12 protein-coding genes and 1 pseudogene are annotated in these 13,378 nt (G+C 71.4%); 11 read left to right on the top strand and 2 right to left on the bottom strand.

Annotated elements, in window-relative coordinates:
• The first annotated feature begins 120 nt into the window (after nt 1–120).
• The 11 genes from pafA to VR44_RS10030 all read left to right on the top strand — a co-directional run bounded on the left by pafA (nt 121) and on the right by VR44_RS10030 (nt 10,894).
• Complete coding sequence (pafA, locus tag VR44_RS10080) at nt 121–1,482, top strand: Pup--protein ligase (protein WP_045947079.1); 1,362 nt, start codon at nt 121–123, stop codon at nt 1,480–1,482.
• Nucleotides 1,483–1,610: 128 nt separating this feature from the next.
• A complete protein-coding gene (locus VR44_RS10075) occupies nt 1,611–2,612 on the top strand; it encodes an FKBP-type peptidyl-prolyl cis-trans isomerase (protein WP_045947078.1) in 1,002 nt (333 codons plus the stop codon).
• Between the two features lie 55 nt (nt 2,613–2,667).
• On the top strand, nt 2,668–3,060 hold the full coding sequence (locus VR44_RS10070; RefSeq protein ID WP_045947077.1) for an FKBP-type peptidyl-prolyl cis-trans isomerase: 393 nt from the start codon (nt 2,668–2,670) through the stop codon (nt 3,058–3,060).
• A gap of 124 nt (nt 3,061–3,184) precedes the next feature.
• Complete coding sequence (locus tag VR44_RS10065; RefSeq protein WP_045947076.1) at nt 3,185–4,141, top strand: helix-turn-helix transcriptional regulator; 957 nt, start codon at nt 3,185–3,187, stop codon at nt 4,139–4,141.
• A 44-nt stretch (nt 4,142–4,185) separates the two neighbouring features.
• The gene (locus tag VR44_RS10060) at nt 4,186–5,154 is read left to right on the top strand and encodes a helix-turn-helix transcriptional regulator (RefSeq protein ID WP_045947075.1); all 969 of its coding nucleotides are present in this window, start codon (nt 4,186–4,188) and stop codon (nt 5,152–5,154) included.
• Between the two features lie 15 nt (nt 5,155–5,169).
• Nucleotides 5,170–5,403: a CpXC domain-containing protein gene (locus tag VR44_RS10055; protein WP_045947074.1), complete on the top strand. Its 234-nt coding sequence runs from the start codon at nt 5,170–5,172 to the stop codon at nt 5,401–5,403.
• A 23-nt stretch (nt 5,404–5,426) separates the two neighbouring features.
• The gene (locus VR44_RS10050) at nt 5,427–5,636 is read left to right on the top strand and encodes a hypothetical protein (protein ID WP_045947073.1); all 210 of its coding nucleotides are present in this window, start codon (nt 5,427–5,429) and stop codon (nt 5,634–5,636) included.
• A gap of 223 nt (nt 5,637–5,859) precedes the next feature.
• Entirely contained in the window at nt 5,860–6,150 is a 291-nt protein-coding gene (gene tatA / locus VR44_RS10045) for a Sec-independent protein translocase subunit TatA (RefSeq protein ID WP_045947072.1), read from the top strand.
• Between the two features lie 58 nt (nt 6,151–6,208).
• Nucleotides 6,209–7,174 carry a twin-arginine translocase subunit TatC gene (gene tatC / locus VR44_RS10040; protein WP_045947071.1) on the top strand — a complete coding sequence of 322 codons (966 nt, stop codon included), beginning with the start codon at nt 6,209–6,211 and terminating at the stop codon, nt 7,172–7,174.
• 120 nt (nt 7,175–7,294) lie between these two features.
• Complete coding sequence (locus tag VR44_RS10035; protein WP_045947070.1) at nt 7,295–10,147, top strand: DEAD/DEAH box helicase; 2,853 nt, start codon at nt 7,295–7,297, stop codon at nt 10,145–10,147.
• Between the two features lie 90 nt (nt 10,148–10,237).
• Complete coding sequence (locus tag VR44_RS10030) at nt 10,238–10,894, top strand: TetR/AcrR family transcriptional regulator (protein WP_045947069.1); 657 nt, start codon at nt 10,238–10,240, stop codon at nt 10,892–10,894.
• Here the strand turns inward: VR44_RS10030 and VR44_RS10025 are convergent.
• Nucleotides 10,891–11,862 carry a pseudouridine synthase gene (locus tag VR44_RS10025; RefSeq protein ID WP_045947068.1) on the bottom strand — a complete coding sequence of 324 codons (972 nt, stop codon included), beginning with the start codon at nt 11,860–11,862 and terminating at the stop codon, nt 10,891–10,893. The two genes, VR44_RS10030 and VR44_RS10025, sit on opposite strands and share 4 nt — an antisense overlap.
• Nucleotides 11,863–11,886: 24 nt before the next feature.
• Nucleotides 11,887–13,378, bottom strand: a pseudogene (locus VR44_RS10020) (serine hydrolase); the annotation flags it as partial.

Genomic DNA, 13,378 nt, shown 5'->3' with positions numbered 1-13,378 from the left:
GCCGCAGCCGGGCCGTGGCGGGCTCGGCGGGGGCGCCTTCGGAGCGGTTGATCAAAAACTGATCGGAACGCCGTCTTCGAACCCGGTTTCAGAAGAGGGCAGAAGGCGTAATGTTCAGTCATGGACCGCCGCATTTTCGGGCTGGAGAACGAGTACGGCGTCACGTGCACGTTCAGGGGACAGCGCCGACTGTCTCCTGACGAAGTGGCGCGCTACCTCTTCCGCCGTGTCGTGTCATGGGGCCGCAGCAGCAATGTGTTCCTGCGGAACGGCGCCCGCCTGTACCTCGATGTGGGATCGCATCCGGAATATGCAACACCCGAATGCGACAGTCTGACCGAACTGGTCACCCACGACAAAGCGGGCGAGCGCATTCTGGAAGGCCTGCTCGTCGACGCCGAACGCCGCCTGCACGAGGAGGGAATCGCGGGCGACGTCTACCTGTTCAAGAACAACACCGACTCGGCGGGCAATTCGTACGGTTGCCACGAGAACTACCTCGTGGCCCGGCACGGAGAATTCTCCCGTCTGGCGGACATCCTGATTCCCTTCCTCGTCACGCGCCAGCTGATCTGCGGCGCGGGCAAGGTGCTGCAGACCCCCCGGGGCGCGGTCTACTGCGTCAGCCAGCGGGCCGAGCACATCTGGGAGGGCGTCAGTTCCGCCACCACCCGTTCCCGTCCGATCATCAACACCCGCGACGAGCCGCACGCGGACGCGGAGCGCTACCGGCGCCTGCACGTGATCGTCGGGGACTCCAACATGTCCGAGACGACGATGCTGCTCAAGGTCGGCGCCACGGACCTCGTGCTGCGCATGATCGAGGCGGGGACGGTGATGCGGGACCTGACCCTGGAGAACCCGATCCGGGCGATCCGCGAGGTCAGCCACGACATCACGGGCCAGCGCAAGGTGCGCCTGGCCAGCGGCCGGGAGGCCTCCGCCCTGGAGATCCAGCGCGAGTACTACGACAAGGCCCTGGACTTCGCCGAGCGGCGGGGGATCCGTACCGGGGTCGTGGAGCAGGTGCTGGAGCTGTGGGGCCGGACCCTGGACGCCATCGAGGCCGAGGACCTGGACCGGATCGGCCGGGAGATCGACTGGGTCATGAAGTACCAGCTGATCGAGCGCTACCGGGCCAAGCACAACATGACCATGTCCAATCCGCGGGTCGCCCAGATAGACCTCGCGTACCACGACATCCACCGCCGGCGGGGGCTGTACTACCTGCTGGAGCGCAAGGGTCAGGCCGAGCGGGTCTGCAACGACCTGAAGATCTTCGAGGGCAAGTCGGTGCCCCCGCAGACCACCAGGGCGCGGCTGCGCGGGGACTTCATCCGCCGGGCGCAGGAGCAGCGGCGGGACTTCACGGTGGACTGGGTGCACCTCAAGCTCAATGACCAGGCGCAGCGCACGGTGCTGTGCAAGGACCCGTTCCGGTCGGTGGACGACCGGGTGGAGAAGCTGATCGCCGGTATGTGACCGGTGCGGCCGGGGGCCCCGTACGCGTCGGCGTGCGGGGTCCTCGCATGCCAGAGCCTTGTGGCGCAGGGGCCAGCCCGTAGAGTGGGCCGCTACGACGGACCATTCCAGCGACCCTGAGGACCACTGTGCGACGCCGACTTGCTGCCGCGCTCATCGTGCCGGCTCTGATGCTCACTGCGGCCTGCGGAGGGGGCGACGACTCCGGGAAGAAGGACTCCTCTCCGTCGGCCGGCGCCTCCAAGCCCGCCGAGGTGCCGAAGCCGGTCGCCTCCGCGGACCCGATGCCGACGGTGGCCGGTGAAGCGGGCAAGAAGGCGGAGATCACCGTTCCCAAGGGTGAGCCGAGCGGCAAGTTCGTGGTGAACGTCCTCAAGGAGGGCACCGGGCCCGAGGTCAAGAAGAACGACCTCGTGATCGCCAAGTTCACGGGCAAGATCTGGAAGAGCGGCAAGGACCTGCCGAGCTCCTACGACCAGGGCGGCGAGCCGTTGCCCTTCACGGCCGGTTCGCCGCAGACCCTGCCGCTGTTCGGCGACTCGGTGCTCGGCAAGAAGGTCGGCAGCCGGCTGCTGGTCGTGGCCCCGCCGGCCGCGGCCTTCGGTGACCAGGGCCAGCCGAAGCTGGGCGTGGGCGCGAAGGACAATCTGGTCTTCGTGATCGACGTGGACCAGGTCGTGCCGAAGAAGGCCGAGGGCACCCAGGCCCCGATCCCGTCGGACCTGCCGCAGGTGAAGGCCGACGAGGAGAAGGAAGCCACGATCACGGTCCCGAAGAACGACCCGCCGAAGGAGCTGGTCGACAAGGTCCTGATCGAGGGCAAGGGCCCGGAGGTGAAGTCCGGTCAGACGGTCTTCATGCAGTACAGCGGTGCGACGTGGGTCCCGAACGAGGGCAAGGAAGCGGCGACGCTGTTCGACAACTCCTGGAAGACCGGGCAGCCGTTCTCGACGCAGATCGGCACGGGCCAGGTCATCCAGGGCTGGGACAAGGGTCTGGTGGGCAAGAAGGTCGGCAGCCGCGTGCTGCTGGTGATCCCGCCGGAGCAGGGGTACAAGGACCAGGCGCAGGGTGAGATCCCCGCGAACTCCACGCTCGTCTTCGTCGTGGACATCCTCGGCACGGTGTAAGACTGGTGGGGTTGCCCTTTTCCGCCGCCGCGGTCAGGGGCCCGCATCCGTACGCATGAGGAGCAGTTCCGTGAGCGACAAGCTCGAGAAGCCCGAGATCGACTTCCCTGATTTCCCGGTGCCGGCCGGCCTGGTCATCGAGGACATCTGGGAGGGTGACGGCGCGGAGGCCAAGGCCGGCTCCGTGGTCTCGGTCCACTACGTGGGCGTGGCCTACTCCACCGGCGAGGAGTTCGACGCCTCCTGGAACCGCGGCTCGGCGCTGCAGTTCAAGCTCGGTGTCGGTCAGGTCATCCCGGGCTGGGACCAGGGTGTCCAGGGCATGAAGGTCGGCGGCCGCCGCAAGCTGGTCATCCCGCCGCACCTCGCCTACGGCGACCACGGCGCCGGCGGTGCCATCAAGCCGGGCGAGACGCTGATCTTCGTCTGTGACCTGATGGCCGCCTGATCCACGGGCAGTCACCGCGCTGGGCCCCCGCCGTGAGGCGGGGGCCCTCGCTTTTGTCCGGGACCGCCTTGGCGGTACGGTCAACGGTCACGAGTGTGTGTCGAGCAGTGGGGGAAGGGCGTCGATGGCGATCGCCAAGGCCGAGCGGCTGATGAATCTGGCGCTGTGTCTGCTGGGGACCCGGCGTCCCCTCAGCAAGCGCGAGCTGCGCGGATCGATCGAGGCCTACCTGGAAGCCGGGAACGACGATTCCTTCAATCGCATGTTCGAGCGGGACAAGGACGACCTGCGCGAGCTCGGCCTGGTGATCGAGACGGTGGAGAACCTGGAGGGCGAGACCGGCTACCTGGCGCGTCGCGACAGCAACCGGCTGCCCCCCGTCTCCCTGGACGCCGAGGAGGCCGCCGCGCTGGGGCTGGCGGCCAAGGTCTGGCAGCAGGCCCGCCTCGCGGGCGCGGCCAGCGGGGCCCTGCAGAAGCTGCGGGCGGGCGGGATGCCGGAGGCCGGCGACCCGTACGAGGGCCAGCACAGTGCGATCGAGCCGCGCATCCCCGTTCACGAGGCGGCCTTCGAGCCGCTGATGCTCGCCTGCCGGGACCGCCGTCCCGTGGTCTTCGACTACCGCAAGTCCAACGCCGCCCGGCCCGAGCAGCGCCAGGTCGAGCCGTGGGCCCTGGAGTGCTGGCGCGGCCACTGGTACCTGGCGGGCTACGACCGCGACCGCGGGGCGGAGCGGGTGTTCCGGCTCTCCCGGATCACCGGCAAGGTGCGCTCGCGGGCCGGGAAGTACACCGCCGAGGTCCCCGACGTGGTGACCGTGCGGGAGACCGTGGCGGCCTGGGCCGGGGAGGGCGCCCAGCGCTCGGCGCTGATCCGGCTGCGTGCCGGTTCCGGGTACCCGCTGCGGGCCAAGGCCACCGCGGTCCGCGAGGGCGCCGACGGCTGGGACGAGCTGGAGATCCCGTACGGGCACGGGCTCGACGCCTGGCTCGTGGAGTTCGGCCCCGACGTCGTGGTGGTGGAACCCGCGGACCTGCGGGCCGATGTGGTCGACCGGCTGCGCGCCGTCGCCCAGGGCTGACCAGGAACTTCACTAGCAACGCCCTGAGGGGGAGACGTACCAGCATGGCCGCGAACGCCATCGACCAGACCCGCCGGATGCTGTCCCTGGTGACCTACCTGCGCGAGCGCCCCGGGGCGCACGTCGCGGACGTCGCCCGGGCCTTCGGGATCACCGAGGACGAGCTGATCTCGGACCTCGACGTGCTGCCCATGTGCGGCACCAGCTTCCGCGGCGGGGACCTGCTCGACATCGACACCGACGGCGACCGGATCTGGTGGCACAACGCCGACGCCTCGGGGGAGTCCACCGCCGAGCCGCTGCGCCTGGCCGCCGACGAGGCCACCTCCCTGCTGGTCGCCGCCCGCGCGGTGGCGACCCTGCCGGGGCTGCGCGAGAGCGACCGGGACGCGCTGCTGCGGGCCACCGCCAAGCTGGAGGCGGCCGCCGGCGAGGCCGCCGGGGCCAGCTCCCGGCTGTCGGTGACCTTCGAGTCCGAGGGCGGGGTCTTCGCCGACGTCGACCGGGCCATCTCCGAGCGGCGCCGGCTGTGGCTGCGCTACTACTCGCCCGCCCGCGACGAGCTGACCGAGCGCACCGTCGACCCGATCCGGCTCTTCGCGGTGGGGCACACCTACCTGGAGGGCTGGTGCCACCTCTCGGAGGCGCGGCGCACCTTCCGCCTCGACCGGGTGGCCGAGATCCGCCTCCTCGACGAACGCGCCGAACCGCCGGCCATCGAGCCCCGCGACCTGTCCGAGGGCCTGGTCCAGCCGGCCGCCGAGGACCCGGAGGTGGTCGTCGAGGTCGGTCCCGGCGGCCGCTGGGTCGCCGAGTACTACCCGCACGACAGCGCCGAGGAACTGCCCGACGGCGGCCTGCGGATCGTGCTGCGCAGCCCCGACCCGGCCTCCCTGCGGCGGCTCGCGCTGCGCCTGGGCCGTGACGGGCGGATCGTCTCGCCGCCGGAGCTGGCGCAGAGCGCCCGCAGGGCCGCCACAGAAGCACTCGCGGGGTACGGGGAACAGGTCTAGAGGGGGCGCGGAGAGATGTCGCCATCTTCCGGTGGGGAACCGGTCACCTTCAAGGCCGCCTGTCCCGAGTGCCGGGCGCGCTTCGAGCTCGCGGCGGACGCCCTGCGGCTGGCGATCGGCGGCAGCCGCAGGGCCACGTTCTACTCCTTCACCTGCCCCGAGTGCTCCGCACAGGTCCGCAAACCCGCCGGTGAGCGCATCGTGGAGCTGCTGACCGGCGGGGGAGTGAGCACCCTGCGCAGCCTCTGAGACGGGCGCGCTAGGCTCGTCCCATGCTGTGGCCGATGTTTGCGATTGCCCTGGGCTTCCTCGGGGTCGCCGTCCTGTCCGTGCTGGCCGTGCGGGTCTTCCTGGAGGTCCGGCGGCTGTCGGGGCAGGTGGCCCTGGCCAGCCGCCGGATCACCGAAGCGTCCGGGGACCTCGAGCGGGCGGCGACCGACCTGGCCGGGGCCGCGCGGCGCGAGGGCGCCCTGCGGCACTAGGGGGGGCGCCCGGTGCGCGGGCAGGTGTTCACGTACCGGTTATGGAAACCGTGCGGCCCGACCCGTACCGTCGGAGCCGCAGGCAAGCGCTGACACCCCCTGGGGATTGCCGGGCGTTCACCCCCGGGGGTTACGATCCATGTCAGAGAGGTACCGGACGACGCCTGTCCGGCATCGCGAGGCCACCACAAACCAGCCGTTTCGGTGAGTAAGGAAGACACACATGATCGGCAATCTGAAGCCCCTTGAGATCCTTCTGATCATCGCTGTGATCGTGCTGCTGTTCGGCGCCAAGAAGCTTCCCGAGATGGCCCGCTCGCTCGGCAAGTCGGCCCGGATCCTCAAGAGCGAGGCCAAGGCCATGAAGAGGGACGGCGAGGCCGAGGACGCCCCCGCCGCCGCCCCGGCCGCCGACACCCAGCAGCCGGTCGCCCCGCGCACCATCCAGGCCGCTCCCGGTGACGTGACCAGCTCCCGTCCGGTCGGCGAGCCGGGCCGCACCGCCCAGGGCTGACACCCGGGGGGTCGTCCCCCAGCACGCCGGTCATTTGCAACGAGACAAGGGACGTGGGTTGCTCAAGTCTGCCCGCAAGCAGGGGAAACGAGATCGGCTTCCGAAGGACGCCGAAGGGCGGATGCCGCTCGTCGAGCACCTGCGTGAGCTGAGAAACCGCCTGCTGAAGTCGGTCCTGGCGATCGCCGTGGTCACGATCGTCTGCGCCTACTTCTTCCGGCCGATCATCGACTTCCTGCTGGAGCCGATGCTCTCCTCCGTCGGCTGCGTCAACGGAGCCACCCACCAGCGCAACGGCGCCCCCTGCGCCGAGATGACCGCCAACGGTCTGACCGGCCCCTTCTCCATCGCGCTGAAGGTCGGCCTCTCCGCGGGCATGGTGCTGTCCGCCCCGGTCTGGCTGTACCAGCTGTGGGCGTTCGCCGCCCCCGGCCTGCACAAGAACGAGAAGCGGTACACGCTGAGCTTCGTGGCCGTCGGCGCCCCGCTGTTCCTGGCCGGCGCGGTCCTGGCGTACAAGATCCTGCCGCAGACCGCGGAGATCCTCCTCGGCTTCACCCCCGACCACGTCAAGAACCTGCTGCCGGTCGACGACTACCTCGACCTGGTCACGCGCATGGTCGTGGTCTTCGGCCTCGCCTTCGAGCTGCCGCTGATCCTGGTGCTGCTGAACTTCACCGGCATCCTCAGCGCCAAGCGGCTCGGCAGCTGGTGGCGGGGCATGGTCCTCGGCATCACGATCTTCGCGGCCTTCGCCACGCCCACCGGCGACCCGGTCACCATGCTGACCCTGGCCTCCCCGATCGTGGCCCTGTACTTCCTCGCCCTCGGGATCTGCCTGCTCAACGACCGCCGCCGCCGGCGCGCCAACCCGGACGCCGACCTCGACGACGACGAGGCCTCGGACCTGGACCTGACCCCGTCCCGGATCGGCGACGCGGACTCGGCCCCGGCCGCCTCCGTCCTGCCCGAGCAGTCCGACGGCGGACGCCGCCAGATCAACGGTTACGACGACGCCACGTGAGAGGCGGAGCCGGCCGGCCCGGGCGGGCCGGCCGGCCGCGACGGCCCTCAGGGAGCCTCCGGCCGATCACATAAATGATCGAGACTGTTGTCAGAGGCGGCGGGTAGGCTCGACAGCAAGATGACCGAAGAACTCTCACCCGCCGAGCGGTACGCCGCTGCCCGGATCCGCGCCGCCGAAGAGGCCTCCGCCCTGGCCCCCTTCCGCGAGATGTACGAATTCGACCTGGACCCGTACCAGGTCGAGGCCTGCAAGGCACTGGAGGCCGGCAAGGGCGTCCTGGTGGCCGCCCCGACCGGCTCGGGCAAGACCATCGTGGGCGAGTTCGCCGTGCACCTCGCCCTCCAGCAGGGCCGCAAGTGCTTCTACACGACGCCGATCAAGGCCCTGTCGAACCAGAAGTTCGCCGACCTCGTCAAGCGCTACGGCGCCGACAAGGTGGGCCTGCTGACCGGTGACAACAGCGTCAACGGCGACGCGCCCGTGGTCGTCATGACCACCGAGGTGCTCCGCAACATGCTGTACGCGGGCTCCCAGGCGCTCGGCGGCCTCGGCTACGTCGTGATGGACGAGGTGCACTACCTCTCCGACCGCTTCCGCGGCGCCGTCTGGGAAGAGGTGATCATCCACCTCCCCGAGTCGGTGACCCTGGTGTCGCTCTCCGCGACCGTCTCCAACGCCGAGGAGTTCGGCGACTGGCTCGACACCGTCCGCGGCGACACCGAGGTGATCGTCTCCGAGGAGCGGCCCGTACCGCTGTGGCAGCACGTCATGGCCGGCCGCCGGATCTACGACCTCTTCGAGGAGGAGTCCGACCACGGGGGCCGCGGCTCCGCCCGCCGCGAGGTCAACCCCGACCTGCTGCGCATGGCCCGCGAGGAGAACACCCGCAGCTACAGCCCCAAGGACCGGCGGCGCGGCAAGATGGTCCGCGAGGCCGACCGCGAGCGCGAGCGCCGCTCCCGCAGCCGGATCTGGACCCCCGGCCGCCCCGAGGTCATCGCCCGCCTCGACAACGACGACCTCCTCCCGGCCATCAATTTCATCTTCAGCCGGGCCGGCTGCGAGGCCGCCGTCCAGCAGTGCCTGTACGCCGGCCTGCGGCTCAACGACGACAGCGCGCGCCTGAAGGTCCGCGAGCTCGTCGAGGAGCGCACCGCCTCCATCCCCGCCGAGGACCTCCACGTCCTGGGCTACTACGAGTGGCTCGAAGGCCTGGAGCGCGGCATCGCCGCCCACCACGCGGGCATGCTCCCCACCTTCAAGGAGGTCGTCGAGGAGCTGTTCGTCCGCGGCCTGGTCAAGGCCGTCTTCGCCACGGAGACCCTCGCCCTGGGCATCAACATGCCCGCGCGCACGGTCATCCTGGAGAAGCTCGTCAAATGGAACGGCGAACAGCACGCCGACATCACCCCCGGCGAGTACACCCAGCTCACCGGCCGGGCCGGCCGCCGCGGCATCGACGTCGAGGGCCACGCCGTGGTGCTCTGGCAGCGCGGCATGGACCCGGTGCAGCTCGCCGGCCTCGCCGGCACCCGCACCTATCCGCTGCGCTCCAGCTTCAAGCCCTCGTACAACATGGCCGTCAACCTGGTCCAGCAGTTCGGGCGCCACCGCTCCCGCGAACTCCTGGAGACCTCCTTCGCGCAGTTCCAGGCCGACCGCTCGGTCGTCGGGATCTCCCGCCAGGTCCAGCGCAACGAGGAGGGACTCGAGGGCTACCGCGAGGGCATGACCTGCCACCTCGGCGACTTCGAGGAGTACGCGCGGCTGCGCCGCGAGCTCAAGGACCGCGAGACCGAACTGGCCAAGCAGGGCGCGGCGCAGCGACGTGCCCAGGCGGCGAGCTCCCTGGAGCGGCTCAAGCCCGGCGACATCATCCACGTCCCCACGGGCAAGTTCGCCGGCCTCGCCCTCGTCCTCGACCCGGGCGTTCCCGCCGGGCGGGTCCACGGGCACCGCGGCTACGAGTACGCCGAGGGCCCCCGCCCGCTGGTCCTCACCGCCGAACGGCAGGTCAAGCGGCTCGCCGCGATCGACTTCCCGGTGCCGGTGGAGGCCCTCGACCGGATGCGGATCCCGAAGACCTTCAACCCGCGCTCCCCGCAGTCCCGCCGGGACCTGGCGACCGCCCTGCGCAACAAGGCCGGGCACGTCCAGCCCGAGCGGCAGCGGCGCGGCCGGGCCGCGGCGGCCGACGACCGGGAGATCGCCCGGCTGCGCGCCGAACTGCGGGCGCACCCCTGCCACGGCTGCGACGAGCGCGAGGACCACGCCCGCTGGGCCGAGCGCTACCACCGGCTCAAGCGCGACACCCTGCAGCTGGAGCGCCGCATCGAGGGCCGGACGAACACCATCGCCCGCACCTTCGACCGGATCCACGCGCTGCTCACCGAACTGGACTACCTGCGCGAGGACGAGGTCACCGTGCACGGCAAGCGGCTGGCCCGGCTCTACGGAGAGCTGGACCTGCTGGCCTCGGAATGCCTGCGCGAGGGTGTCTGGGAGGGGCTGAACCCGGCCGAACTGGCCGCCTGTGTCTCGGCGCTGGTCTTCGAGGCCCGCCAGTCCGACGACGCGGCCCCGCCCAAGGTGCCGAACGGCCCGGCCAAGGCGGCGCTCGGCGAGATGGTCCGCATCTGGGGCCGGCTCGACGCCCTGGAGGAGGAGCACCGCATCAACCAGGCGGAGGGCGTGGGCCAGCGCGAGCCGGACCTCGGCTTCGCGTGGGCGGCCTACCAGTGGGCCTCCGACAAGAGCCTGGACGAGGTGCTGCGCGAGGCGGAGATGCCGGCCGGTGACTTCGTGCGCTGGTGCAAGCAGGTCATCGACGTCCTCGGGCAGATCGCGGCGGCGGCCCCGGCCTCCACCGCCCCGCCGTCCTCGGCCGGCGGGAGCACGGTGGCGAAGAACGCCCGCAAGGCCGTGGACGCCCTGCTGCGGGGTGTCGTGGCCTACAGCTCGGTGGGGTAGCGCCCTTTGGGCCTTCCTCCGAGACCGCGGGCGGCCGGATCTCATCTCCGACCATGATCCCCGCCCGGTGTCCTGTGCGACGATCGGAGTATGAGCGGGGGAAGTGACGAAGGTCCGAGACGGGTCGGCCGGCCGCGTGCCGACCGGCTGAGAGCACCGGGCGACCGGCCGCCGCGTGAGGAACTCCTCTGCGCGGCGGCCGAGTTGTTCACCGTACGGGGGTACGCGGCCACCACCACGCGGGCGGTGGCCGAACGGGCCGGGATGCGGCAGGCCACGATGTACCACTACTTCGGCGGCAAGGAGGAACTCCTCGCCGAACTCCTGGAGTCCACGGTCGCCCCCTCGCTCGCGCTCTCCCGCCGCCTGCGGGGCGAGACCGGCCGGCCGGCCGCGCTGCGGCTGTGGGAGCTGTGCCGCTCGGACGTCCTGCTGCTGTGCGGCGGCCCGTACAACCTGGGCGCCCTCTACCTGCTGCCCGAGCTGGACTCGCCCCGGCTGGAGCCGTTCCGGCGGATGCGCGACGAACTGCGCGACAACTACCGGGCGTTGCTCGAAGCCACCCCGCTGGGGGCCGAACTGGCCGGGGACACGGCCGCACTGGCCCTGCGCAACGACCTGGTCTTCGGTCTGATCGAGGGGGTCATGCTGATCCGCCGCTCCGACCCGGCCCGCCCGGTGGCGGCCTTCGCGGAGGCCGCCGCGGACGCGGCGCTGCGGATCGCGGGCGTCGCCCCGGCGCGTTAGGGGGCGAGCGGTCCTGCGGCCCAGCCTTCGGGGTCGTCCCAGGCCTGGAGGGTCAGGCCGGTCTCCAGGTGGTGGGAGAGGCCCGTGACCGGGTCGGTGAAGGTCAGGGTCCTGGCCAGCAGCTGGAGCGGACGCCGGTAGTCGGCCGGGTCGGCCGGCTCGGCCACCACCGGGTAGACGGGGTCGCCCAGGATGGGCAGGCCGAGGCCGTTCATGTGCACGCGCAGCTGGTGGGTGCGCCCGGTGTGCGGGGTCAGCCGGTAGCGGCCCAGGGTGCCCCGGGCCTCCGTGAGTTCGACCAGGGTCTCGGCGTTGGGCTCGGCGTCCGGGACCTCGACCGCCGCCATCTCCCCGCGGACCTTCTCGATGTGGCTGCGCACCGTCCGGGGCAGGTGGACGGCCGGGTCGTGGGGGGCGAGGGCCTCGTAGACCTTGCGGACCCGCCGCTGCTGGAAGAGGAGCTGGTAGGCGCCGCGGTCCTGGGGGCGGATGCTGAACATCACCAGTCCGGCCGTCATCCGGTCCAGGCGGTGCGCCGGGCTGAGCGCGGGCAGGTCCAGCTCCCGGCGCAGCCGGGCCAGGGCGGTCTGTGTGACGTGGCTGCCGCGCGGGGTGGTCGCCAGGAAGTGCGGCTTGTCCACCACGAGGAGGTGGCGGTCGCGGTAGACGACCCGGATCGGGAAGGGCACGGCCGGCTCGTCCGGCATGTCGCGGTGGAACCAGAGCCAGCCGCCGGGTTCGTACGGGTCCTGCGGCCGCAGCACCCGGCCGCCCTCGCCGAGGACCCGGCCCTGCGCGAGCAGTCGGGCCATGGACTCGGCGCCGCGCGTGCCGGCGTAGCGCTCGGTCAGGTAGTCGCCCAGGTGCGGCCAGCGCCCCTCGGGGTCGGGGGGAAGACGCATCCGGACCGGGTCGATGCCGTCCTGCTGGGGGAGGGGCGCGGGAGGGATGTGGGATCTGCGGCTCACCAGGACCAGGGTAGGCGGCCCGGTCTAACGGCGGGTGAAGGTCCCCAGGTGTTCGGCGTCCAGGTACTCGACGCGGACCTTGCCGTCGGAGAAGATCACCCCGGTGCGGCCCACGGCGTTCTCGCCGGTGGTCTCGAAGCTGAACGTGTCCCCGGAGTAGTGGGTGAGCGGGAAGCGCAGGGGCTCGGGGCCGAGGGAGAGGGTGAGGGCGCCCTTGGCGTCGGCGGTGACGGTGAGGGGGCCGTAGAAGGGGTTGTCGTAGGTGCCGGTGTAGGTATTCGCCGGCTTGGCGGGCGCGGCGCCGGCCGGGGGGTGGGCGTAGTCGGTGGTGGAGCGGTGGCCCTCGTTCAGCTCCTGTGCGTAGAGCGCGCCGGTCAGGGCCAGCCAGTCGGTGGTCGGCTTGCCGTGTTCGGCGGTGTCGAAGAAGTCCAGGGCGATCGCGTCGGCCTGGCCGACGGGGGCCGCGTTGGTCAGGACGACGATGCCGAGCCGTTCGAGCGGGAGCATGGTGACGTTGGTGTTGGCGCCGAGTTCGAAGGCCCCGGAGTGGCCCAGGCGCAGCCGGCCGGCGTCGTCGTAGCTGACGTTCCAGCCGAGCCCGTAGAACTGGGGGACGCCGCGGATGGTCTGGGCCTGGGAGACGATCTCGGGGAGGCGGGTGCGGTTCAGGTTGTCGGCGGGGACGATCCGCTTGCCGTCGAGGACGCCGTCGGCGAGCTGGAGCCGCAGCCAGCGGGCCATGTCACGGGCGGTGGAACTGGTCCCGCCGGCCGGGGCCTGGGCGTCGGGGTCGCGGACGTAGCGGGGGCTCCAGGTGCCGTCGGGGTTCTTCACGTGGCCGTAGGCGCGGTCGGCGGCGTTCGCGAAGGCGGAGAACTCCGTGCTGGTGTGCGTCATTCCGGCGGGCTTGAACAGGGTGTCCGCGCTGAGCTTCTGCCAGGTGGTGCCGTGGTCGCGGGCGATGGCCTCGGCGGCGGCGGTGAGGCCGAAGTTGGTGTAGGCGTAGCCGGCGCGGAAGGGGGTGAGGGGTTCGAGGCGGAGGTGGTCGAGGATGTACGACTGGTCGTAGCCGAGGTCCTCCAGGAGGTCGCCGGCGTGGTCGGGGAGGCCGGTGCGGTGGGAGAACAGGTCGGCGGGGGTGACGTGGGAGGTCACCCAGGGGTCCTTGAGCGCGAAGCCGGGCAGGGAGGACCCGAGGGGCTCGTCCCAGGCGGCGGGGTCGGGGAGGGCGCCGGCGACGACGGTGGAGGAGACCGGCTTCGAGACTGAGGCCAGCTGGAAGACGGTGTCCGGGTCGACGGTGGCGGCTTCGCCGGTGCGGCGGAGGCCGAAGCCCTTGAGGTAGAGCACCTTGTCTTGAGGTAGAGCACCTTGTCGCGGTGGACGACGGCCACCGCGACGCCGGGGATGCCGGTGCGGCGCATCACGTCCGCGACGTCCGCGTCGAGGCGGGCCACGGCCTTGGCGACGGCGGCGTCGCCGATGAGGGGCTTGGGGGGCGGGGGCGGGGTGGGGC

The sequence above is a fragment of the Streptomyces katrae genome (assembly GCF_000966975.1).
In the GTDB taxonomy this organism is placed as follows: domain Bacteria; phylum Actinomycetota; class Actinomycetes; order Streptomycetales; family Streptomycetaceae; genus Streptomyces; species Streptomyces katrae.
This window is presented reverse-complemented; position numbering and strand designations above follow the sequence as displayed.

Excerpts from the sequence above, each read along its gene's own strand:
- pafA (WP_045947079.1), top strand. The coding sequence starts at position 121 with ATGGACCGCCGCATTTTCGGGCTGGAGAACGAGTACGGCGTCACGTGC.
- VR44_RS10070 (WP_045947077.1), top strand. The coding sequence starts at position 2,668 with ATGAGGAGCAGTTCCGTGAGCGACAAGCTCGAGAAGCCCGAGATCGAC.
- VR44_RS10065 (WP_045947076.1), top strand. The coding sequence starts at position 3,185 with ATGGCGATCGCCAAGGCCGAGCGGCTGATGAATCTGGCGCTGTGTCTG.
- VR44_RS10060 (WP_045947075.1), top strand. The coding sequence starts at position 4,186 with ATGGCCGCGAACGCCATCGACCAGACCCGCCGGATGCTGTCCCTGGTG.
- VR44_RS10055 (WP_045947074.1), top strand. The coding sequence starts at position 5,170 with ATGTCGCCATCTTCCGGTGGGGAACCGGTCACCTTCAAGGCCGCCTGT.
- VR44_RS10050 (WP_045947073.1), top strand. The coding sequence starts at position 5,427 with ATGCTGTGGCCGATGTTTGCGATTGCCCTGGGCTTCCTCGGGGTCGCC.
- tatA (WP_045947072.1), top strand. The coding sequence starts at position 5,860 with ATGATCGGCAATCTGAAGCCCCTTGAGATCCTTCTGATCATCGCTGTG.
- VR44_RS10035 (WP_045947070.1), top strand. The coding sequence starts at position 7,295 with ATGACCGAAGAACTCTCACCCGCCGAGCGGTACGCCGCTGCCCGGATC.
- VR44_RS10030 (WP_045947069.1), top strand. The coding sequence starts at position 10,238 with ATGAGCGGGGGAAGTGACGAAGGTCCGAGACGGGTCGGCCGGCCGCGT.